Below are 20492 nucleotides of genomic sequence, written 5' to 3' on the forward strand. Positions count from 1 at the left end.
GATGTACAGGATGATACATTGTATTTCCCCGCAAAGACGATTATGTAACTATTTTTTGTACTAATTCTATTTTCTTTCTCTATACATTTAGTAAGCCCATTCCGCTTTGAGCGTGAATGGGTGACAGCATTTCTGTAAATGCATGCTGACACTGAAAGGAAACACAGGTGACTCTGTCAGGCAGGGACAGAACAGCCATCTGACAAGCCTCAGGCAGCCTCTTTCTGGCAAGTGATGCGGCGCGTGGTGTTACAGGACAGGGCCATTCTGAACGAAGGGTATACTGCTCGATAGTCAAACAGGAATCTGCGGAGGCGCAGCCTTCTATCCCCTCAGGATATTTTAAGCTGAATGTCTTCACCCATTTTGATCGTGTACGGATCATCCATTTGCTGAAAAAGACTGTCAGTTTTATCTGAATGATTTTTCTGCTGAGCGTCACCTGTCCCCCGCTCGTGCGGCCCGGTCACTTTTTCACATCCATTGCCTCAAAACCTTCTAAGGAAATGACCTGGCAGCCAGTTAATTTTTTGTAAATAGTGTAACCTCCCTGTTATTCTTCCTTCACGCTCATAAGCTGTAACTTTTTCTATGAAAGAAAAGCAGGAAAAAATGTCTAACTTCTCTCCCCTCATTCATAGATTAATAGAGTAGCAGGATATTTCGATAACCAGGAGGGACAAGTTTGATAAAATTTCCTACCCCGCAGCCCATTCAACCTTCATCCCAGATTCTTTCACGCTATATCTTCCTGATGGTTCTCACCTACGGACTTGCCATCCTGATTGTTCTGGGGCATGTAAAAGCAGGATTTATTGAACAAGTGATGCAGAAATCGAACCTTCCGGCAGAAATGCTTCTTCCGGAGACATTAGGTAATGAAAATGTGATCTATAATCATGCCATAAAAGCAAAAGATCGACCGAAGAATGCGTATCATTTTCTCTTTGAAATGCTGACGGATCTGCGATTCGATGATATGCGAAGCCTTTTCGGCTCAGAACTTCCTGGATTTACGATTTACAATACGAAAATCTTTGTTGCCGGTGAAGGGATGGATTATACCAGCCTGCCGCAGGACAATCCCCCTCCCCCGGAAATCATTCTTGAGACGCCTGAACCTCTTCCGCCCGCGAAACCATCTGAGAAAAATGAAAAATTGAAAAAGACTGTCCTGATTTATCATACACATTATTGGGAAGCCTATAAACCTGCAAATAAAGGGAAAGACGCCACTATGGATCCGGGAGTGAGTGTACTTAAGGGCGGTGAGAAAATCAGCCGGATTCTGGAAGACAATGGCATAGGCTCCGTTCATGACCGGCAAAGAGACTGGAACGCCGGAGATGACGCGTATCAAAAATCACGTATCGCTGTAAAAAATGCCTTAAAAAAAGAGCCTTCACTTGATTACCTGATCGATATTCACCGTGATTCCCTTGGTCGATCAAAGACAACCCTGGAGCGGGACGGCGTCTCCTACGCCCGGATCAGCTTCATCATTGGTGAAGAAAATCCCAATTATTCAGCAAACCTCTATCTGGCGAAACAATTAAAGAACCGGATAGATAGAAAGCAGCATGGTCTCGTCAGAGGTATTGTTGGAAAAACGAAATTTGTCGGTAACGGTGTTTATAATCAGGACTTATCAGAGAAGGCGATACTGATCGAACTCGGCGGCGTGGATAATACCCTTGATGAGGTCGAACGAAGCGCAACAATCTTAGCTGAAGCACTCAGTGATTATATTGATCAGCAGAAAAAATAAGTTGCATAATTTAGGACCTGATATTAATATGTAGTTATAAATCGGTCTGAGGTTCTGCCCTTCGAATCCGAAATGATTTTAAAGGAGACGTGATCGTTTGAATTTAAAAGATCTGATTGCACCGGAGCGATACAATCTGACGAGCGAAATTGACCAGTACGATTCTGATAAAACAGCCTTGCTCTGGGAGAATGATTCAGGTGAAAAAGAATCGATCAGCTACCACGATCTGATTGAACGATCAAAACAATTTGCCCATGCCCTTTCGAAACTTGGCATTGGCAAGGGCGACAAGATCATGGCTGTGGTGCCGAGAATCATTGATGCCTATGTTATCTATCTTGGTGCCCTGAGGTCCGGAGTTGCCGTTATACCCGGATCGGAAATGCTCCGTTCCGCAGACATCAGTTATCGAATCAACCAGGGTGAAGCGAAGGCCATTATTGCCTATTTTGAATACAGCGGGCAGATTGACCAGATTCAGGAGGAAATGCCTACTCTGAAATATAAAATTTCTGCTGGAGGACAGACAAAAGGATGGCTGTCCATGGATGAACTGATCTGTCACGCCTCATCGGATTTTACGACTGTTCCTACACACCGTGACGACATGGCCTTTCTGACCTACACATCAGGGACAACGGGGACACCAAAAGGAGTGGTGCATACTCATGCATGGGCATATGCTCATCTGAGAATTGCTCCGTCCCGCTGGCTTGATGTGCATGCAGGGGACACAGTCTGGGCAACAGCCGGACCAGGCTGGCAGAAATGGGTTTGGAGTCCTTTTCTCTCTGTGCTTGGTAAAGGGGTAACCGGATTTATTTATTTCGGACGTTTTCACCCGGAGAAGCAGCTGCAGTTACTGCAGGATTATCAGATTAATGTGCTTTGCTGTACACCAACCGAGTACAGACTGATGGCTAAAGTCGACCATCTCGGGGATTATGATCTTTCTCACCTGCGTGCTGCATGTTCAGCCGGCGAAGCCTTGAATCGCGGTGTTATGGATACCTTCAAACAAACGTTTCATATCCAGCTGAGAGACGGCTACGGACAGACGGAAAGTACATTACTGATCGGAACCATGGTTGACACCGAGATCCGTCCGGGATCTATGGGGCAGCCTGTAATCAATGATTTTATTACAGTTGTTGATGAAGACGGCGATCCGGTTCCCAAAGGCGTTATTGGTAATATTGCCGTTCGACGTGACTTTCCAGCCCTTTCCAAAGGTTATTATAAACAGCCGGATCTTTATAAATCATCAGTTGTCGGCAATTATTTTCTTACCGGGACCGCGCGGCAAGAGACAAGGATAATTACTTCTGGTTTCACGGACGGCGCGATGATGTGATTATCAGCTCCGGGTACACCATCGGACCCGTTGAAGTTGAGGATGCCCTGCTGAAGCATCCAGCTGTCAAAGACTGCGCGGTCGTCGCAAGCCCCCATCCGGTTCGCGGTAATATTGTAAAAGCTTTTATTATCCTGAAAGAGGGCTTCACGGGTAATCGGGAAAGAGTAAAAGAACTTCAGGACTTCGTTAAAAATGAAACGGCGCCCTATAAATATCCGCGGGAAATTGAATTTGTAAAAGACCTGCCGAAGACCGTTTCCGGAAAAATCAAACGCTCAGCATTGCGTGATCTGGAAATAGAGCGTGCAAAAGAAAAAGGACTGGTTGTTAACGAAACAAGATGAAAAAACGCTTCTCCGGCTGGAGAGGCGTTTTTTCATATGAACCAGGCCTTGTGCGTCCCTTCAATGATCAGGCTGCTCAATACCCTTCCATCACATCCGTATACGGCGTCAGGGGCAGCCACTGAGAAAAAAAGAAGCCGGAACCCACTGCGACGACCAAAATGATAGCGAAGATTACATCATACCGGCTCCAGCCGATCTCGTAATAAAACGTTCGTTTTCCTTTCAGCGAAAATCTCTTTGCTTCCATCGCCACTGCGGTACGTTGCGCTCTTCGAATAGACTGGACCAGCATAGTCAGTGCATATCTCTTCATTCTTTCGTAGACTGCCCTGACTCCCTTCTGATTCGTCATTCCCCGGACCTTCATTGCCTGACGGATATGGATAAATTCCTCACCCATCATCGGCAGCATACGAAAGGCTGCCAGGCAGCCATATGCGTATCGGACAGGCATGCGCAGCTGCTGCATTAACGAATAGAAAAAGCGGACGGGTTCAGTGGTTGAAGCAAAGATCAGACCAATCATGCTGAATGTAAAAGAACGGAGTCCAAGTAAAACGCCTTTTGTCAGGCTCTCTACACTGATCGATACAAGTCCCCAGCGGAAAAGCACCTGATTCCCTTCACTGAAAAAGATGATCGCAGAGGCACTGAAGAAGGATACGATAAAAGTAAAAAGAATAAACCAGAAGGAAAATCTGGCTGAAAACCCGCCGACACACAGATAAATCACGGTAAAAATCAGGGTGGCCCAGATCATGGTGTTCAGGTTTTGTACAAAAAGATATACAATAAATAGTGAGGCAATACCCGTAAATTTAAGTGCAGGATTAATCTTAAAAAACCATTTGTCCGTGTCCGTCCAGATATGGTCCATCCGCTTCACCTTCCCTCCCCCGTGGTTTATCGGTCTGCAGCCGGTCGCTGACCAGCCGGCCCTCGTGAATCTCCAGCACACGCGTCGCAAAATGGCGGACGATTTCCATCTCATGGGTGACCATGATAATCGTTGTACCTGATTCCCTGAGTTTCTGAAAGACATCAAGCAGGGCAAATGTATTTCTGGCATCCTGTCCGAATGTCGGTTCATCCAAAATGACCACTTTTGGACGCGTGATCAGAGCTGAAGCAACGCTCAGCCGCTTTTTCTGCCCCACAGAGAGCTGAAAGGGATTCTGCCTGCGCTGGTCTGTCAGAGAAAACCGGTCCAGGGAGTCGTTGACGGATTCTTCTACGACTTCCGGAGGAGTTCCCCTCAGGACCAGACTGAATCCCATCTCATCATCCGTCCGGTCAGTGACAAACTGATATTCCGGATTCTGAAAGACGAAGGCAATCTCGTCTTCCGGATGATCCAAATGCCAGCGAACATGGCCGCTGCAGGGTATCAGACCCATTATGCCTTCGACCATAGTACTCTTTCCGGCCCCGTTCTCACCAATTATGGCAATCCATTCCCCTTGCCGGATCTTCAATTCTGCAAGAGAAAAAGTCACCGCTTTATTCCGATAGACACAAAACTGATCAAGATCGAGAAGCGGATCATGAAACTTGCTTCTGGCGGCATGACCTGACCGTTCTTTTTCATATGACGGCCAGGCTCCCGGGTACCAGATACCATCGTCATCCAGTTCTTTTTCATGATTCCGAATCATTTCGGATTTCGGTCCATCGGCAATAATTTCTCCGGAAGTATTGAATAAAACGACACGGTCAATAAAATCCAGGACGTGATTAATTTTGTGTTCCACAATGATCAGTGTCCTCTTATGACTGACTTCTCTTACCGTTTCCCAGAGCGCTCTTGTTCCATCCGGATCAAGCAGAGCAGTTGGCTCATCAAGAAACAGGACTTCAGGCTCAAGTGCCAGCACACTTGCGATCGCAAGCCTTTGTTTCATACCCCCTGACAGGGTTCGGATCAGGCGATGTGAATCGGGAAAAAAGAGTCCGACCATTCTGAGATAATGGTTGATCAGATCCGGCATTTTGCTGCGTTTAATCTGCTGATTCTCCAGGACGAAAGCGATCTCTTCATCTACATAGGGCATGCAGAACTGTGTCTCCGGGTCCTGGAAGATGAATCCCCAGTTATCCGGAAGGCTTATTCTGTCGGTACGCATAGGGAGTTCGACGCTGCCTGGAATCAGACCTGAAAGCACCTGCAGAAGAGTGGATTTCCCACATCCGGAAGGACCAAGGAACAGAATTTTTTCACCTTCCTGATAATGAAAAGTAAGATCTTTGAAAGACATTGATTCTTTTTTCGGGAAAGCAAGCCTCAGATTGGTAACTCCCCAGATCCTTTGCTCATTTTTTGAGGACATCATAGTCTTCCTTCGAAACAGGACGCAGAATTTGTGTAACACCCGTCTTCTCAAGCGCTTTAACAAGAACGTAAGCAAATCCACCGGCAATCAATGCGGAACTGATTAAACGGAATATCACATATAGTGTCAGATTCCATCCGGCAAGACCGGTCATATAGCCATAGGCATAATCCAGAATAAATGATCCGATGGCAGCAGAAAATCCGGACAGCATAGCAACAGAAAAAGTAAAGCGCCGGTAGAGCCAGAGGGCAAAGATCAGTTCAGAAAAACCTCCCTGTATCAATCCATAATAAAGATTCTGTATGCCGCCGCTTCCTGCGAAAAGCACTTCGGCAAGCGCTGCTGCTGTTTCAGCCAGTAGAGCAACACCCGGTTTCCGTATCAAGAGTGCTGCAAAAGGCCCGGCGATATACCAGATACCGTAAATCAGTTGCTCCAGATGCATACCGAATGGCTGAAGTAAATCATAAACCGGTCCCATGAGTCTGAAGACAAGTCCGAAGGCGAGTGCAACAACAATGGTCACGAGAATATCCGTAAGATTGAGTGCATATTTCTTTTTTTCTGTTTCCATTCTGATTTCCCCCTAAAATCATTTGTTGACCAGGGTGTAAATAAAAAAACCGCTTTCCCAGGGAACGGAGAAGCGGTATGGCATCCTTCAGCAACATCAGCCACTTCCCTACGCTGGTATTATCCAGATCAGGTCCGAGGGTCAGAGTCAAAGCTCTTCTCAGCAAAAGCACCCCTAGTGTTCAAATGATTATTTTATTTTCATAATAAACATACTACAGCTGGGGTAAATGTTCAACAATTTTTAACATAAATCGCTTTCAATAATGACAGATCCGCCAGAATGGAGTGTTTATATGTTTTCTGCACCTCAATCACTGATTGTTCTTCTCCTGTTTATTTTGGGACCTTTTTCAGAAACGGATCAGGCGTTCCTCCGGCAAGACTCTCCCGACCAGATTATTCGATCACAACGGCCGGAGAACACCGCCGCACTTATCCAGTCTTCAGATCTTGTCATACAGGTTCATATTGATGGCCGAATCAGGCGATGGGAAACCGGCTGGAAGCTGTCGTCCGGACGCAGATTGGTCAATGCTTCACAGAAACTCTACCCGGTCAGTGTGCTGAAGGGAACCTTCTCAGCCCCTCCCCTGCTCCTGACAACGGGTATCGAACCCTTGCCGGTGCCCGATGATCCCCTGAACCGGATATATACCGGGCCGCTGGCAGATGGTGAGTATCTTCTTTTCCTCCGAAGTTCTGCTGTTCCCCCTTTCTTCATATTAAATGGCGGGTTCAGCGGCGTGTATCCGATCTATTCGGGAAGTACGATTGCTCTTGATACAGACGGGTTCCCGGACCTTGGAAGGAAAACGATGGATCAGATTGCAGCCATGATCCGGCGCATGGAATCCCGCACGCAGCGTTTTTTTAGCATAAGTGTTGTGGACAGGCCATATATTTTATTAAAGAAACGAGAAAAAATCGGAGGCAGAAATTATGGGAAAATTCATTACAGCCACAAATAAAAGACCCACTGCGCTAAATGATCGATTTCAGAATGGCATCCGCCGAATTGAAAGGCTGTCTGTCGAAGACTGCTTTGAAGCCATGACCCGGATCATGTACCGGATCATTATTTTTTGCGGCATCCCCTATTTTTTATTCGTCCTTTGGTCCCTTATCAGGATGCAGGGAGAATAATGAGAAACAAGTTAACCCTGATCTACTTGCAGGTCTTCAAGTATATTATCCAGAACGTAATCGATGGATTTGATCATCTCCAGAAAACGTCGCCGGCGCGTGTCCTTTTGAAAAGCGGTAACGCATATAATCGAAAGGTTATCATACGTATCTTTAATTTGAATGGGATAAACATATTCCGGATGGTCTTCACGCACCCATGTTTCTGCAAGCGGGCGCCAGCTGTCAATCAGGTGCTGGACGTGATCCGCAAAGGGTTTGACTTCACCGAAGAAATCAACGGAATAGTCAGGCCGGCGGGTCCGGTCTGTAAATTGCGCTTTTGCCTTTCTATTATATAATTTCAGTTCGCAGGTCATCTCTTTCAACCTTGCTTTTTCATTCTCTGGCATGATACACACCTCTAAAGTCCTATTCATATCCAGTTTAACATGAATCATGAAGGGAGCGCATGAAAACGATGTTTGAGCATGTGCTCCCCTGCCGCCTCCTCTTGTTGCGTGCTGGCCGGACCGTTCGGGTGGATCACAGATTCATTGATCATGATCATCTCTTTTTCTTCGTACAGCAGTTTTTCCCGACACTCAGATAATTGATGATCAATGAGGTCAGACGTTCGGCACATCACTTTATTTTCCAGCTGTTCCATCATTAGAAAAAGCCTGTCCATTTTATTTTCAAGAGACTGGAGCGACAGACCATTTTTTTTAGTATCCGCGGCCAGTGTGTGCAAAATATCCCTTCTTCCCTTTTCATGTTTACTCTTAAACTTCTATAGAGCAGCTGCTTTCCCCTCTGCAGGCGACAAAACTGGTACCCGTGCGACAAAACTCGTATTGCCTTTAAATAGCTTCATAAATGCTGTTCTTTTGTGAAACAGTCACAAAGGATGCGCCATTTTATTTCCGAGCATGGCTCATTTTGGTATACTGTGGTATGTTAATAGCAATCTGTCAAAGAGAGGCTACGAGATATGACCATCTATTATCCAAACGGGCAGCCTTACAGGAAAAAAGGAGAAGAAACACCTCACGAGGATCAGCGGCAGGTGACATATGGTCATCGGGGGATGACGCTGGAGGAAGATCTTAATGTCAGCAATCAGTATTACCTCCATTCCGACCAGGCAGTGATTTATAAAAAGCCGACGCCGGTTCAGATTGTCCATGTTGATTATCCGCGACGAAGTGCTGCAAAAATTACTGAAGCCTATTTCCGTAAAGCTTCCACGACAGATTATAATGGTGTATTCAAGGGGAAATATGTTGATTTTGAGGCAAAGGAGACGACACATGCCAATTATATTCCTTTGAAGAACTTCCATGAACATCAGGTGACGCACATGGACCGGATCAGAAGGCACGGTGGCATCGGATTTATCATTGTTAAATTTAAAAAAAGCAATGAGGTCTTTTTGCTTGACGCATCTGTTCTTTCTGAATGCTGGCGAGCCTCTCTGAAACATGGCGGAAGAAAATCCATGCCCCGGACTTTATTTCTGAAAAAGGGACATTTGATTCCGCAGCATTTTATGCCGCGGCTGGATTATCTTCGCGTGGTCCGGGATGTTTACTTTAATTAGTCATAATCCGCAGAGAAAAGCGAATAGTATTAGGAAGTAAACCATGGGCAGGCTGTTGAGAAAGGTAGGATAGAATCATGGTTGAATATCATACGAGAATGGAGAGGCGCCGTGCCGCAGAACTTGCGCGGAAACGTGCGAACGACTCCCCTTCTCATAAACACAGAAAACCTTCCGGAGGTGGCGGTAAAAAAAGAGGCTGGTTTAAACGGGTACTGATCATTCTTTCTCTGATTATCCTCTTCATGATACTCGCAGGTGCGGTAACCGTATTTGCAATAATAAAAAATGCTCCGGCTTTGAATGAACAAGAACTGAAGAACCCGGCATCCTCTGTTATATATGATCAGAACGATAAAGAAGCGATGATAATAGATGCCGGAGAGAATCGTGAATATATGCCGATCAAATCGATTCCGGCAGTTGTTCAGGATGCGTATATTTCAACCGAGGATGTTCGATTTTACCGGCATTTCGGAGTTGATCCAATACGTATTATGGGTGCAGGGGTTGCCCAGTTCACGAAGGGTTTTAAATCCGAAGGTGCAAGTACCATTACGCAGCAGGTGGTCCGCAATGCTATGCTGAGTCAGAATAAGACGTTTACCCGAAAAATACAGGAAGCGTATCTGGCGATTCAGCTTGAGAAGCAGTACACAAAAAAACAGATACTTGAAATGTACCTGAATCAGATTTACCTGGGTTCAGGTCCGACTTATGGTGTTGCCGCAGCTTCGCAGCACTATTTTGGTACGGAGCTGAAAAATATTACACTTCCTCAGGCGGCGATGCTGGCTGCGATGACGCGAAATCCGGGTTACTACAATCCGATTACTCATCCGGATCGGGCAAAGCAGCGTCGCGACCTGGTACTGGATCTCATGGTGAGCAATAAAGCGATTACCCCTGAGCAGGCAGCCCGTGCCAAGAACGTTTCGATGAAGGAAATGACTGCTAAGCATAAAGAGAATAAACCCGTTAATCGAAAATATGGTGCGTTTCTTGATTACATTCGCCGCGTCCTGGTGGATCAGGAAAAAGTCATCAGCGAACAGGAATTCACTTCAGGCGGACTGAAAATATATACAACTCTTGATCCGAAGATACAGAAACGTACTGAAGATATTCTCAACAATGAAAAGAATTATCCTAATGTACAAAAGAACTTCAACGGTGCTGTGTCGGTCATTGATACCCAGACCGGTGCGATTCGTGCGCTGGGAGGCGGGAGAAATTATCAGTACTCGAATACAAACAGAGCCTTCATGGATGGACGAAGCATTGGATCCACTTCCAAACCGTTAATGGATTACGGCCCGGCGATTGAATACTTGAAATGGCCGACGGATTATATGGTTGATGACAAGCAAGGAACGACCTATTCCGGTTCGAATCAAGAGGTCGGCAACTGGGACGGCAAGTTTATGGGTCCCATGACGATTCGTAAAGCTCTGTATCTGTCACGAAATGTTCCTGCTTTACGGACGATGCAGGAATTCATTCAAACTAAAGGATCATCGAAACCCATTCGGACATTTGCCCGTAATCTGGGCATTCGTGGCGAAGTTGTGGATCCGACACAGCCCTTCCAGGAATCTTACGCTATTGGCTCCTTCTCATCTACACCGCTGCAAATGGCCGGTGCATATGCGGCATTTGGCAACAATGGTGTATATAATGAGCCCTATGGTGTGCGAAAGATTGTCAAACCGGACGGAGAAATTATTCAACTTGATCACCAGAGACGTGTCGCCATGCATGACTATACGGCATATATGATTACCGATATACTGAAGGATGTCATGACTAAGGGAACGGGTACCCGGGCCAATATTCCGGGTACAGCTCTGGCAGGAAAAACGGGCACCCAAAATATTGATGATGATTTTGCAGCACAGCATCACATTTCTAAATATGATCAGGATCACGGTGCTACCGCAGCGTGGTTTGTCGGGTATACCAGCCGTCTGACAACAGCAGTATGGACGGGCTATTCAGGCGTTAAGAGTGATTCAGTCAGTTCAAAGGATTTCGGAACTTTTCTTGGCACCGGTGAACAGCGCTACTCCATGACGATCTTTAAAAATATCATGACACCGTTCATGCCGGGAGCACCCGATTTTGTTCAGCCCGATTCAGTGATCCATATTGGCGGAGGAGAACTGGCGGTAAAAAATGCAGATGTAAAGAATCATTCTAATCAGGAGAAGGATGAAGGAAATCAGCAGGGCGATAACTCCAGTTCGAGCATGCCGTCTTCTTCAAGCTCGTCCGCTCCTGCCAGCAGTTCGCAGCCACCGGCGACAGGCAGTTCAGTTTCTTCCTCTTCGTCACAAAGTTCTTCCTCTTCTTCAGCATCAACAGGAGGAGGACAGGGAAACGGTAGCGGTAATGGTAATAATGGTAACGGTAATAACGATAACGGTAATAATGGCCCACCGGATAATAACCCACCGGATAATGATGCAACGGATAATGAACCATCGGATAATGATGCAACGGATAATGATGCAATGGATAATGAACCATCGAATAATGATGCAACGGATAATGAACCAACGGATAATAATCCAACGGCTCCAGCTCCATAATACAGACGTACAAAAAGAAAACGGGCAAATGCCCGTTTTCTTTTTGTGATCTAATGAAGACTAAATAAATGTTTCAGAATAACTAAGCTTCTGGTGGTGTCAAAGGCTTGCCGGCCGGCAGGCTTTTTTTCATCCGATGGTACACGGCAAGTTTTTTTGTCAGTTCTTCCTGAAGGTTGTCCAGTTGAATAAATGATATATAGCGGTCGGGCTGCCGGAAAATATACTTGAGTCTCTCCTGAAGATTAAGCGGCGCAAAGGGCAGCGCCTGAAGTTCTGAAGTTAACTCTACCGGAGACAGTGTTCGTACAGGACGATTCGCTGTCCAGACCATGTGATCAATAAATGCAGATACAGCATGTAACATCAGCCCTTTTGCCTGTTCAGATTGCCTGCGATGAAAAGCTGTTCTGATCTGCTGGCGCTCTTCCCATAAGTATGGAAGAACGGGATCCTCTTCCTGCCATGGCCAGGTCGCCAGTAACGAAGAATCACCCTTAAATAACATGTCGTAGAAGAAAGGAATGCGCATCCTTTCTTCCCTATTTTTCGGTATGGATAGTTCAGATCTGTGCTGATAAAAAGGAGCTTGTCGGAATTCTTCCGGAATTCTAAGCATGACCGATCACATCGTTCTTTGCCTGATTTGTCCTTTTCATCCGTTTTCTGCCTTCCGGCACAGGTCGAGAAGCGGGCATTCGGGACAGTTCGGGTGTTGTGCTTTACAGTGATAACGTCCGAAAAAAATCAACCGGTGATGCGTTTCTGACCATTTCTCTTTCGGAACCCGCTTCATCAGAGTTTTCTCTACCTCAAAGACACTGTCCTTCCATCTGCAGATGCCAAGTCTCTTAGTCACCCGTTCGACATGCGTATCGACAGCGATTGCAGGTACACCGAATGCCACGGAGAGAATCACATTTGCGGTTTTTCTCCCGATCCCCGGAAGTTTGATCAGCTCTTCCATTGAATCCGGATCCTGCCGTCATATTCCTCAATCAGTCGGGTACACATCTGACGGATATGTCGGGCTTTATTCCGATAAAGGCCGATTGAGCGGATGTCATGCTGCAGTTCTTCCAGTGGAACAGCCAGATAGTCTTCCGGCTCATGATACTTATGAAATAATGACGGAGTAACCCGATTTACAAGAGCATCTGTACACTGTGCCGAAAGCATGACGGCAATGGTCAGTTCAAAAGGATTACGGTGATTGAGTTCACAATGTGCGTTGGGAAACATCTGACCGATTGTCTCCAGAACATAATTAATCTGTTTCTGGTTTAATATGACCGCCAGCTCCTTTCATTCATGATCCAGCCAGTCATATGCCGGCTTCTGCGGTGCCTTGCCCCTTACGCTTCCCTTATTGGCATGATGGGACTGCTGAAGATGCCGGATCTGATCTCCATGTTCTTTTGCCTGATCCAAAGTCTTTATACCGTTCTTCTTCCACTCAAATAAAATTCGGTCTATATAACGGAAGTTCAGCTTTCCTGAAACAACAGCTTCACGCAAAGCGGCTTTGATCATCGCCGGAGACTGGTGATCTTCGTCAATCCACATCGCGAGTGTTTCACATTCAATCGGAGACAACGGTCTGCTGAATTCATTCTCAAAGAGTGTATACAGCGCTTCTTCATTTCCCTGAAGTGCCGCCTTACTTTCCTGACGAACAGCATATTGCAGCAACTTTTCCCATAAGGGTGTAAGTGAGTAAGCTTCAGAATAGACATCGTTCTCCGTCTTCTGAACAATGGACAGAAATCCACGCTGAACCAGCGTTCGCAGCATATCGGCACACGCCGTCTCATCGAGCGTCATTCTCCGGGACAGATCAGTAAACGTCGGAAAGTCATCCCCTTTTATGATAAACGAATGAACCTGAATCAAGAGCATACATTCCTGTTCATTCAGACCAATGTCATGATAATGTTTGATCAGTAAAGAGGGAATACTGACACTGCTATCTGTCATCAGATGCAACATAAATTTTGTATCCATATTTTTGACACCTCATGAGTTATTATAACATTGCCTGTCTGGACGAACGGTCCTGAATCAATAATAAAAAGGACAGGCATCCTGAGAAATGCCCGTCCGGCTGCTTCTATCATCTGATTTGACCGTTACGGATAAATCCTGTTCAGGAGTCTTGGGAACGGGATTGTCTCCCGGATATGGTCAAGTCCGCAGATCCATGCCACTGCGCGCTCCAGACCGAGACCAAAACCGGAATGCGGAACGGATCCGTATTGACGAAGTTCCAGATACCATTTATAGGATGGGTCTGTCAGATGATACTGCTGATATCGTTTCTTCATCAATTCGAGATCATCAATTCGCTGACTCCCGCCTATAATTTCTCCATACCCTTCGGGGGCAAGCAGATCAGCACACAGAACAACTTCCTCTCTGCCCGGGACAGGTTTCATATAGAAAGCCTTTGCTTTTGTCGGATATTCCGTAACAAAAACAGGTACATCAAAATGTTCAGCGATGGCTGTTTCATGCGGTGAACCGAAATCATCACCCCATTCTATATCATCAAATCCCTGCTGTTTTAAAAAGTCAACGGCCTGATCATAAGTTATTCTCGGAAACGGGGGTTTAATTTTTTCCAGTTTTGAAGTATCCCTTCCAATGGTCTTCAACTCATTCTGACAGTTTTTCAGTACCCGCGGACAAGGAAGGTTATGTAGTCTTCCTGAATCTTCAGGTTTTGCTCATGATCACAGAATGCCATTTCGGGTTCAATCATCCAAAATTCAATCAGATGACGTCTGGTCTTTGATTTTTCTGCCCGAAAGGCCGGACCAAAAGAGAATACATTTCTGAATGCCATGGCCGCCGCTTCCATGTACAGCTGACCGCTCTGGGATAGATAGGCGTCCTGATTAAAATATTTTGTGTGGAACAGATCTGTTGTTCCTTCTGCTGAACTCCCTGTCAGTATCGGCGGATCCACTTTAATAAAACCATTATTGTTAAAGAAATCATATGTTGCCTTAATTAACTCGTTACGGATTCTGAGGATGGCATGCTGACGGCTGGAACGCAGCCATAAATGACGATGATCCATAAGAAATTCCACACCGTGTTCTTTATTTGTGATGGGGTAGTCCTGAGCAATCTGAATGATTTCAATTGAAGAAACCGTCAGTTCGAAACCGGATGGCGCGCGTTTGTCCTCTCTTACGGTGCCGGAAACATACAGTGAACTTTCCTGAGTGAGTTCTTTAGCTTCCTCCCAGCTTTTATCGTCGACCGCATTTTTCAGAACGACCCCCTGAATATAACCGGTACCATCTCTTAATTCAAGGAATTGTATCTTGCCGCTTGATCGTTTATTTGCCAGCCACGCTCCAATGGTGACTTCTTCTCCGACATGTTGATTAATTTCTGAAACGGTTGCTTTCATGTTTCAAAGACCCCCAATAATAAAGTGAAACGTCAATCAGTGGGAGTTTGCCTCGCCCCCACTGACTGTTCGCTGAACCCATCGGGCTGATATCCCCCACCCGGGTCTGTTCGTTTACCCTCATGCCCCTTGAGGTAGTACAGTCCGTTCATGTGGGATAAACCTCATCTGATCATTTTGTGTGTTTACGAATAAAGTGCTCTATTCTGTCCAGAGCAGTTTCAAATTTTTCGAGCGAAGTCGCATAAGAAAGCCGGATATGTTCCGGGGCACCGAATCCTGCACCGGGAACAACGGCTACTTTTTCTTCATCAAGTAATGCGGCAACCCAATCTGAAACTGAGCTGAATCCGCAGGAAACAGCTGCTTTACTGATATCAGGAAATAAGTAAAATGCCCCCTGAGGCTTCAGACAGTCAATACCCGGCAGTGCGATCAGCCGGTCATAAACGGTATTAAGCCGTTTCTCGAATGCCTGGCGCATCTGTTCCACGCTTTCCTGTGGACCATTATAGGCAGCAATTGCTGCATACTGAGAAGCAGAAGCAGGGTTAGAGGTACTGTGACTCGCTACATTAGTCATCGCTTTAATCAATTTCGCGTCACCTGCTGCGTAGCCGATACGCCAGCCGGTCATCGCATGCGATTTAGAAACTCCGTTGATGACGATCGTGTTTGCTTTCACCTCATCTGAGATCTGAGCGATAGAAAAAAAGGTATTCCCGTTATAGATCAGCTTCTCATAGATCTCATCTGATACGATCAGTATGCCATGTTTAAGACAATATTCGGCAACAGGTTCCAGCTCCTCCCGACGATAAATCATGCCGGTCGGGTTACTTGGCGAATTGAGAATCAAAGCTTTCGTTTTATTAGTCGCTGTTTTTTTCAGGTCATCGACCGATATTTTAAAAGCCTGGTCCTGCGTTGTCTTTATGGGTACCGGTACCCCTCCGGCAAGTTTAACCTGTTCCGGATAGCTGACCCAGTAAGGTGCGGGAATAAGGACCTCATCTCCAGGATTAAGAAGTGCCTGAAACAGCAGGTACAGAACGTGCTTCGCTCCGTTACCGACAATAATCTGTGAGGGATCATACAGGAATCCCTGATCACGCTTCAGTTTTCCGATAATCGCCTGCTTCAGTTCAGGAAGCCCGGCTGTCGGTGTATATTTTGTATGTCCGGCTTTCAGCGCTTTTGTAGCCGCATCAATAATAAAATCCGGTGTATTGAAATCAGGCTGTCCGGCGCCGAGGCCAATAACGTCGTAGCCCTGAGCCGCCAGTTCACCGGCTTTCGCAGTGATTGCCAAAGTACTTGAAGGTGTAATTGTTGCAACACGATCTGCTAATTGCATGATATTTCCTCCCTGTAATCGAAAAGGATATGTGACCGGAATTCAGACATTCAGAATCCTCTGGGCTTCCTTGCCGTTATCAAAGTATATGGCAACATAATTATAATTGTTTCTGCTGTTCAGAAAAGTGATCATCCAGACCGGCTGGTTATGAATGGCACCCAGCCGGACAGACTGAATCTTCTTTACATCAAGTTTCATGTCTGAAAGCGTATGGAGAGCCTGTTTTTCTGTAATTCCCTTATTGGCACCTCTGACGATAAAGTCAGCCTGCTTAGGCTGGTCCGGGACCCAGACGTAAATCCTTCGACCGTTTCTTGTCCCGTTGACAACCTGATAGGCATCGCTTCCGTGATAGTAGGTGACGGATAAAACGTTTTGAATCCCGTACTGCTGTTTTGCTTTTTCAGCTGCGGTACCGGCAGCATGATCCAAGTCATTCATATTATGACTGTAAATCTGATAGAAGCCCAGGACGGGCAGAACGAGAATGCACAGGATGCCCGCTATAATCCAGTTTTTCAAAGGATCACCTTTTGCTTTATTATGTAGGGGCGACAAAATCCGGGAACGGACTTGTCGCATGATTACCATTTACCGGCAGATTAAGCGTAATCATTCTCTGACCGTCATGCAAGATTTCTTCACAGACAGGGGCAGCAGGACGACAGCCTTCAGCACCATGCCTGACCCGGGTTGGTTTATGACAGATCCGCGGTATTCGCCGTGATATTATCAATCAGGCGGGCCTGGCGATAGTTAATGGCACACGCAAGAATGAACGGGCCGGAAATGGGATCCTTCCTTCTGGTCAGTTCCGGATAACTCAGGAGATCAACATAGTCCACAGCACCCAGAACGAGATGACTCGAGTAATAGGACATCACCGCGTCGATAATCTGATCCCTCCGGCGTTCTCCATTCTTCATGGATAAAAGTCCGGCCTGAAGTCCGCGATACACTTCCGGAGCTTCCTGACGTTCATCGGGCGTCAGGCGAAGGTTCCTGGAACTGCGGGCGAGCCCGTCAGACTCTCTATTGATCGGACACAAATGCATCTGAATTGAATAATGAAATGAATGGATCAGACTGGAAATGATCGCTGCCTGCTGGGCATCTTTCATACCAAAATAGACATGATCCGGCTGAATGATATTAAATAATTTTGTCAGCACGGTGGCGACGCCTTCAAAATGACCAGGCCGACTGACACCGCAGAGTACATCCGTTTTTGTATGGACACGGACAGTGAAATCCATCCCACTCGGATAGATCGATTGTTCATCAGGCGTAAAAAGTGCATGAACACCTGCTTTCTCCGCTATCATGAAGTCTTGATCCAGATGATGAGGGTAATGCTCGAAATCCTCACGATCACCAAACTGCGCCGGGTTCACAAAAATACTGGCAATCACACAATCACTGGTTTCGACTGCTTTTCTGAACAGAGACGCGTGACCTTCATGAAGTGAGCCCATGGTTGGAACGAATCCAACTGTTTTCCCTACGGCCTTCTGTTCCCGTACATAACGGGATATAGAGGCAGGATCGGCAAAAATCTTCAGAATTCCTTTTTTTACCCTTACCATTCTTTTACTTCCTCCTATTGTCCATAGGAAGATTGAGCCACCGGCCGGTTGATAAGAAACCTCACCGGAGGCTTTCCTCCGTCCATGTCCGGTGCGGATCATGGCAGACTGTTTGTGATAAAAGGTTGCGGGTACTGTTTTCCCTTTAAAAAATACGGCCCGTCATCGCAACCTGTATGCACTATTTATTATAGCAAAATCAACCGGCCTTTTCGCCTTGAAAGACTAAAAGTTTTCTGAGTTATCCTGCTCAGTTCCATTCAATATCAGCGGAGTAAACCGGTACAATCTGCTGATTGTCCTGCTGAAGGAGTAAAATTCCTTCAGCATTAATACCAAGCGCCTTACCACGGAGTACCACTCCGCCCGGGCGGCGGATCCGAATGGGTTTTCCAAGACTGATTGCCCTTTTTTCCCACAAGGGTTTGATGGCAATGAATCCCTTACTGAGAAATAACTGGTATAGAGATTCAAAGATCTCCCAGAATGTTCTGGTGAACCGGGACAGATCATATTTTCTGCCTGTGATCGAAAACAGGGAACCTGCCTGTCCACGCAAGTCTTCCGGAAAGGCATCAGCTTCAGTATTGACATTGATCCCTATACCCATCACAACCGCTTTGACGAAACTTGCCTCAGCCTGAAGTTCTGTCAGAATCCCGACCAGTTTCTGTCCTCGCCAGAGTATATCGTTCGGCCATTTAATGCCGCAGGAGAAACCCGCCTCTTTCTCGATTGTCTCTGCCGCGGCAACGGCTGCAACAAGGGTCAGCTGCGGCGTTTTTTCAATAGAGAGACCAGGTCTGAGTATCAGGCTCATGGCGATATTTTTACCACGCTGTGACTGCCAGTTGTGACCCAGACGTCCTCTCCCAGCAGTCTGTTCATTAGTGATCACAACAGTACCGTCTTCTGCCCCTTCATCTGCCAGACGGAGTGCCTCTTTTTGCGTGGATCCGATTGAATCATAAAATCGAATATGACGGCCGATTTTCCGGGTATGGAGATCGACAGACAGGGCCGCCTCATTCAGGCCTTCAGGAGCTCCGGCCAGTTTGTATCCTCTTTTCTGAACAGCTTCAATGGTATATCCCTCATGGATCAGTTCGCGAATATGTTTCCATATTGCTGTACGTGAACAGCCAATCTCTTCTGATATACGCTGACCGGACAGAAAACGGTTACGGTTTTCATACAGCATCATTAGAATCGCTTTTTTTGTTTGGCCTGCCATGTTCTGAACCATGATTCGATCGCCTCCCGATCATTCGCTATTCTACCGGTCACGACATTTTGCTCAATTTGATTGAGCGCTTCTTTCATCCAGGGCCCCTGCCGGGCATCCGACCAGGTGAGCAGGTCCCTGCCATTTACAGCGAGTTCACTCCTGCTGTGAATCCGGCAGGAAGCCCAGATCCTGTTGATACGGTCCAGGCTTTCACTGAGCCTGTCTCTCCTGATTTGCCCGAAAGCACACAGTAAGCGTTCAACCGACTGGGCATTCCTGAGACCGGCAACGTAAATGGATAACTGGCTCCAGGGCTCCCTTTTTCGCTGCTCAAAATAGTACTGCAGTCGGGCTACCGCTTTCCGTCGTGCTCCAGGCCATTTCCACTCCCGGGCAAATTTTGCAGTATCCCTGAATCCAAGCACAAGAAGGAAAGCGGTCCATCGCTCATCATTTGTCGCAAGTACTGAGAAATCAACCTGATCCGGCTCCACGGCAGCAGGTTTGTTTTTTATGAGTGGTAAGGCATACAGGCACCCGGTCGTAAACAGAAGTTTTATCGCCTTTGCCCTTGCCGGTCCGTCAAGCAGTCTGGTCATTTCCTGTTCAATTCGTTCGACAGAGATCTTCCGGAGAAGCGTGGCCTTTTCGGAAAAGGCGGCTTGTTCATCTGAGCCCAAATTGAAATTGAGTTCAGAGACAAAACGGATGCCACGCATGATACGCAGCGGGTCTTCTGTGATACGTTCGGCAGGACTGCCGACCATCCGAATTCTTTTTAAAGACATATCTTCTGTCCCGCCAAAAAGATCAATGATGCGTCCTGTCCGTTCCATAGCCAGCGCATTGATCGTGAAATCACGGCGCATCAGATCCTTGTCCAGAGAAGTTTCAAATGTTACCTTGCCTGGATGACGAAAATCGTAATAATCAGCTTCTGACCGAAACGTCGTGACTTCATAACTGCGCTTTTTGTAAATCACAGTGATGGTTCCGTGCCTGATTCCTGTCGGTACCGTCCTTTTAAACAGTGAGATGACATCATCCGGATGAGCTGAGGTGGCTATATCAACATCATGAACCGGCCGGCCAAGCAGGTAATCACGAACCGCTCCTCCGACCACGTATGCTTCATATCCATGTGAAGTCAGTGTATCCAGAAGGAAGGCGGCGTCAGTAAATGGAAATTCCAAGTCA

At 46.5% G+C, this 20492-nt stretch carries 17 protein-coding genes, 3 pseudogenes and 1 riboswitch; of the genes and pseudogenes, 6 read left to right on the forward strand and 14 right to left on the reverse strand.

Annotation, left to right across the window (positions count from 1 at the left end):
* Positions 1 to 685: 685 nt before the first annotated feature.
* Together ABNN70_RS10965 and ABNN70_RS10970 are read left to right on the forward strand one after the other, a co-directional pair.
* Positions 686 to 1768, forward strand: coding sequence for a stage II sporulation protein P (locus ABNN70_RS10965; protein WP_353947803.1), 1083 nt, complete (start codon positions 686 to 688; stop codon positions 1766 to 1768).
* A gap of 97 nt (positions 1769 to 1865) precedes the next feature.
* Positions 1866 to 3472: pseudogene (locus tag ABNN70_RS10970) on the forward strand (AMP-binding protein).
* A 76-nt stretch (positions 3473 to 3548) separates the two neighbouring features.
* Here ABNN70_RS10970 and ABNN70_RS10975 read toward each other — a convergent pair.
* Genes ABNN70_RS10975 through ABNN70_RS10985 form a run of 3 tightly spaced genes read right to left on the reverse strand, consistent with a single transcriptional unit; the run spans position 3549 to position 6382 of the window.
* The gene (locus ABNN70_RS10975; protein WP_129929050.1) at positions 3549 to 4352 is read right to left on the reverse strand and encodes an energy-coupling factor transporter transmembrane component T; all 804 of its coding nucleotides are present in this window, start codon (positions 4350 to 4352) and stop codon (positions 3549 to 3551) included.
* Positions 4312 to 5802: an ABC transporter ATP-binding protein gene (locus ABNN70_RS10980; RefSeq protein ID WP_353947804.1), complete on the reverse strand. Its 1491-nt coding sequence runs from the start codon at positions 5800 to 5802 to the stop codon at positions 4312 to 4314. The genes ABNN70_RS10975 and ABNN70_RS10980 overlap by 41 nt, the downstream gene beginning before the upstream one ends.
* On the reverse strand, positions 5786 to 6382 hold the full coding sequence (locus ABNN70_RS10985) for an ECF transporter S component (protein WP_353947805.1): 597 nt from the start codon (positions 6380 to 6382) through the stop codon (positions 5786 to 5788). Before ABNN70_RS10985 ends, ABNN70_RS10980 begins: the two co-directional genes overlap by 17 nt.
* Before the next feature lie 88 nt (positions 6383 to 6470).
* A riboswitch (TPP riboswitch) is annotated at positions 6471 to 6568 on the reverse strand.
* 109 nt (positions 6569 to 6677) lie between these two features.
* Here ABNN70_RS10985 and ABNN70_RS10990 point away from each other — a divergent pair.
* Positions 6678 to 7352, forward strand: coding sequence for a hypothetical protein (locus ABNN70_RS10990; protein ID WP_353947806.1), 675 nt, complete (start codon positions 6678 to 6680; stop codon positions 7350 to 7352).
* Entirely contained in the window at positions 7324 to 7527 is a 204-nt protein-coding gene (locus ABNN70_RS10995) for a hypothetical protein (RefSeq protein WP_353947807.1), read from the forward strand. Before ABNN70_RS10990 ends, ABNN70_RS10995 begins: the two co-directional genes overlap by 29 nt.
* 11 nt (positions 7528 to 7538) lie before the next feature.
* Here the strand turns inward: ABNN70_RS10995 and ABNN70_RS11000 are convergent, their stop codons facing one another.
* Positions 7539 to 7919 (reverse strand): YppE family protein, encoded by a 381-nt coding sequence (locus ABNN70_RS11000; protein ID WP_353947808.1) that lies wholly within the window; start codon positions 7917 to 7919, stop codon positions 7539 to 7541.
* A 44-nt stretch (positions 7920 to 7963) separates the two neighbouring features.
* Positions 7964 to 8260 (reverse strand): hypothetical protein, encoded by a 297-nt coding sequence (locus ABNN70_RS11005; protein ID WP_353947809.1) that lies wholly within the window; start codon positions 8258 to 8260, stop codon positions 7964 to 7966.
* Positions 8261 to 8500: 240 nt separating this feature from the next.
* Between ABNN70_RS11005 and recU the strand changes: the two genes are divergently transcribed.
* The gene (gene recU, locus ABNN70_RS11010; RefSeq protein ID WP_353947810.1) at positions 8501 to 9109 is read left to right on the forward strand and encodes a Holliday junction resolvase RecU; all 609 of its coding nucleotides are present in this window, start codon (positions 8501 to 8503) and stop codon (positions 9107 to 9109) included.
* Positions 9110 to 9186: 77 nt separating this feature from the next.
* The gene (locus tag ABNN70_RS11015; protein WP_353947811.1) at positions 9187 to 11700 is read left to right on the forward strand and encodes a PBP1A family penicillin-binding protein; all 2514 of its coding nucleotides are present in this window, start codon (positions 9187 to 9189) and stop codon (positions 11698 to 11700) included.
* A gap of 82 nt (positions 11701 to 11782) precedes the next feature.
* Here the strand turns inward: ABNN70_RS11015 and ABNN70_RS11020 are convergent, their stop codons facing one another.
* From ABNN70_RS11020 to ABNN70_RS11060, 9 genes and pseudogenes are all read right to left on the reverse strand, one after another.
* Entirely contained in the window at positions 11783 to 12232 is a 450-nt protein-coding gene (locus ABNN70_RS11020) for a YpoC family protein (RefSeq protein ID WP_353947812.1), read from the reverse strand.
* Positions 12233 to 12355: 123 nt separating this feature from the next.
* A pseudogene (gene nth / locus ABNN70_RS11025) lies at positions 12356 to 12990 on the reverse strand (endonuclease III).
* A gap of 15 nt (positions 12991 to 13005) precedes the next feature.
* Positions 13006 to 13704 carry a DnaD domain-containing protein gene (locus ABNN70_RS11030; RefSeq protein WP_129929039.1) on the reverse strand — a complete coding sequence of 233 codons (699 nt, stop codon included), beginning with the start codon at positions 13702 to 13704 and terminating at the stop codon, positions 13006 to 13008.
* A gap of 125 nt (positions 13705 to 13829) precedes the next feature.
* A pseudogene (gene asnS, locus ABNN70_RS11035) lies at positions 13830 to 15121 on the reverse strand (asparagine--tRNA ligase).
* A 172-nt stretch (positions 15122 to 15293) separates the two neighbouring features.
* Positions 15294 to 16478 (reverse strand): pyridoxal phosphate-dependent aminotransferase, encoded by a 1185-nt coding sequence (locus ABNN70_RS11040; RefSeq protein WP_353947813.1) that lies wholly within the window; start codon positions 16476 to 16478, stop codon positions 15294 to 15296.
* A 42-nt stretch (positions 16479 to 16520) separates the two neighbouring features.
* Positions 16521 to 17003, reverse strand: coding sequence for a DUF5590 domain-containing protein (locus tag ABNN70_RS11045; RefSeq protein ID WP_353947814.1), 483 nt, complete (start codon positions 17001 to 17003; stop codon positions 16521 to 16523).
* Between the two features lie 176 nt (positions 17004 to 17179).
* Positions 17180 to 18067 (reverse strand): pantoate--beta-alanine ligase, encoded by an 888-nt coding sequence (panC, locus tag ABNN70_RS11050; protein WP_353947815.1) that lies wholly within the window; start codon positions 18065 to 18067, stop codon positions 17180 to 17182.
* A 250-nt stretch (positions 18068 to 18317) separates the two neighbouring features.
* On the reverse strand, positions 18318 to 19313 hold the full coding sequence (locus tag ABNN70_RS11055; protein WP_353947816.1) for a biotin--[acetyl-CoA-carboxylase] ligase: 996 nt from the start codon (positions 19311 to 19313) through the stop codon (positions 18318 to 18320).
* Positions 19271 to 20488 (reverse strand): CCA tRNA nucleotidyltransferase, encoded by a 1218-nt coding sequence (locus tag ABNN70_RS11060; protein WP_353947817.1) that lies wholly within the window; start codon positions 20486 to 20488, stop codon positions 19271 to 19273. Before ABNN70_RS11060 ends, ABNN70_RS11055 begins: the two co-directional genes overlap by 43 nt.
* Positions 20489 to 20492: the final 4 nt, after the last annotated feature.

This window comes from Sporolactobacillus sp. Y61, assembly GCF_040529185.1.
GTDB lineage: Bacteria > Bacillota > Bacilli > Bacillales > Sporolactobacillaceae > Sporolactobacillus.

Excerpts from the sequence above, each read along its gene's own strand:
- ABNN70_RS10975 (WP_129929050.1), bottom strand. The coding sequence starts at position 4,352 with ATGGACCATATCTGGACGGACACGGACAAATGGTTTTTTAAGATTAAT.
- ABNN70_RS11000 (WP_353947808.1), bottom strand. The coding sequence starts at position 7,919 with ATGCCAGAGAATGAAAAAGCAAGGTTGAAAGAGATGACCTGCGAACTG.
- ABNN70_RS11030 (WP_129929039.1), bottom strand. The coding sequence starts at position 13,704 with ATGGATACAAAATTTATGTTGCATCTGATGACAGATAGCAGTGTCAGT.
- recU (WP_353947810.1), top strand. The coding sequence starts at position 8,501 with ATGACCATCTATTATCCAAACGGGCAGCCTTACAGGAAAAAAGGAGAA.
- ABNN70_RS11040 (WP_353947813.1), bottom strand. The coding sequence starts at position 16,478 with ATGCAATTAGCAGATCGTGTTGCAACAATTACACCTTCAAGTACTTTG.
- ABNN70_RS11055 (WP_353947816.1), bottom strand. The coding sequence starts at position 19,313 with ATGGTTCAGAACATGGCAGGCCAAACAAAAAAAGCGATTCTAATGATG.
- ABNN70_RS10995 (WP_353947807.1), top strand. The coding sequence starts at position 7,324 with ATGGGAAAATTCATTACAGCCACAAATAAAAGACCCACTGCGCTAAAT.
- ABNN70_RS10985 (WP_353947805.1), bottom strand. The coding sequence starts at position 6,382 with ATGGAAACAGAAAAAAAGAAATATGCACTCAATCTTACGGATATTCTC.
- ABNN70_RS10990 (WP_353947806.1), top strand. The coding sequence starts at position 6,678 with ATGTTTTCTGCACCTCAATCACTGATTGTTCTTCTCCTGTTTATTTTG.
- ABNN70_RS11015 (WP_353947811.1), top strand. The coding sequence starts at position 9,187 with ATGGTTGAATATCATACGAGAATGGAGAGGCGCCGTGCCGCAGAACTT.
- ABNN70_RS11020 (WP_353947812.1), bottom strand. The coding sequence starts at position 12,232 with ATGCGCATTCCTTTCTTCTACGACATGTTATTTAAGGGTGATTCTTCG.
- ABNN70_RS10980 (WP_353947804.1), bottom strand. The coding sequence starts at position 5,802 with ATGTCCTCAAAAAATGAGCAAAGGATCTGGGGAGTTACCAATCTGAGG.
- panC (WP_353947815.1), bottom strand. The coding sequence starts at position 18,067 with ATGGTAAGGGTAAAAAAAGGAATTCTGAAGATTTTTGCCGATCCTGCC.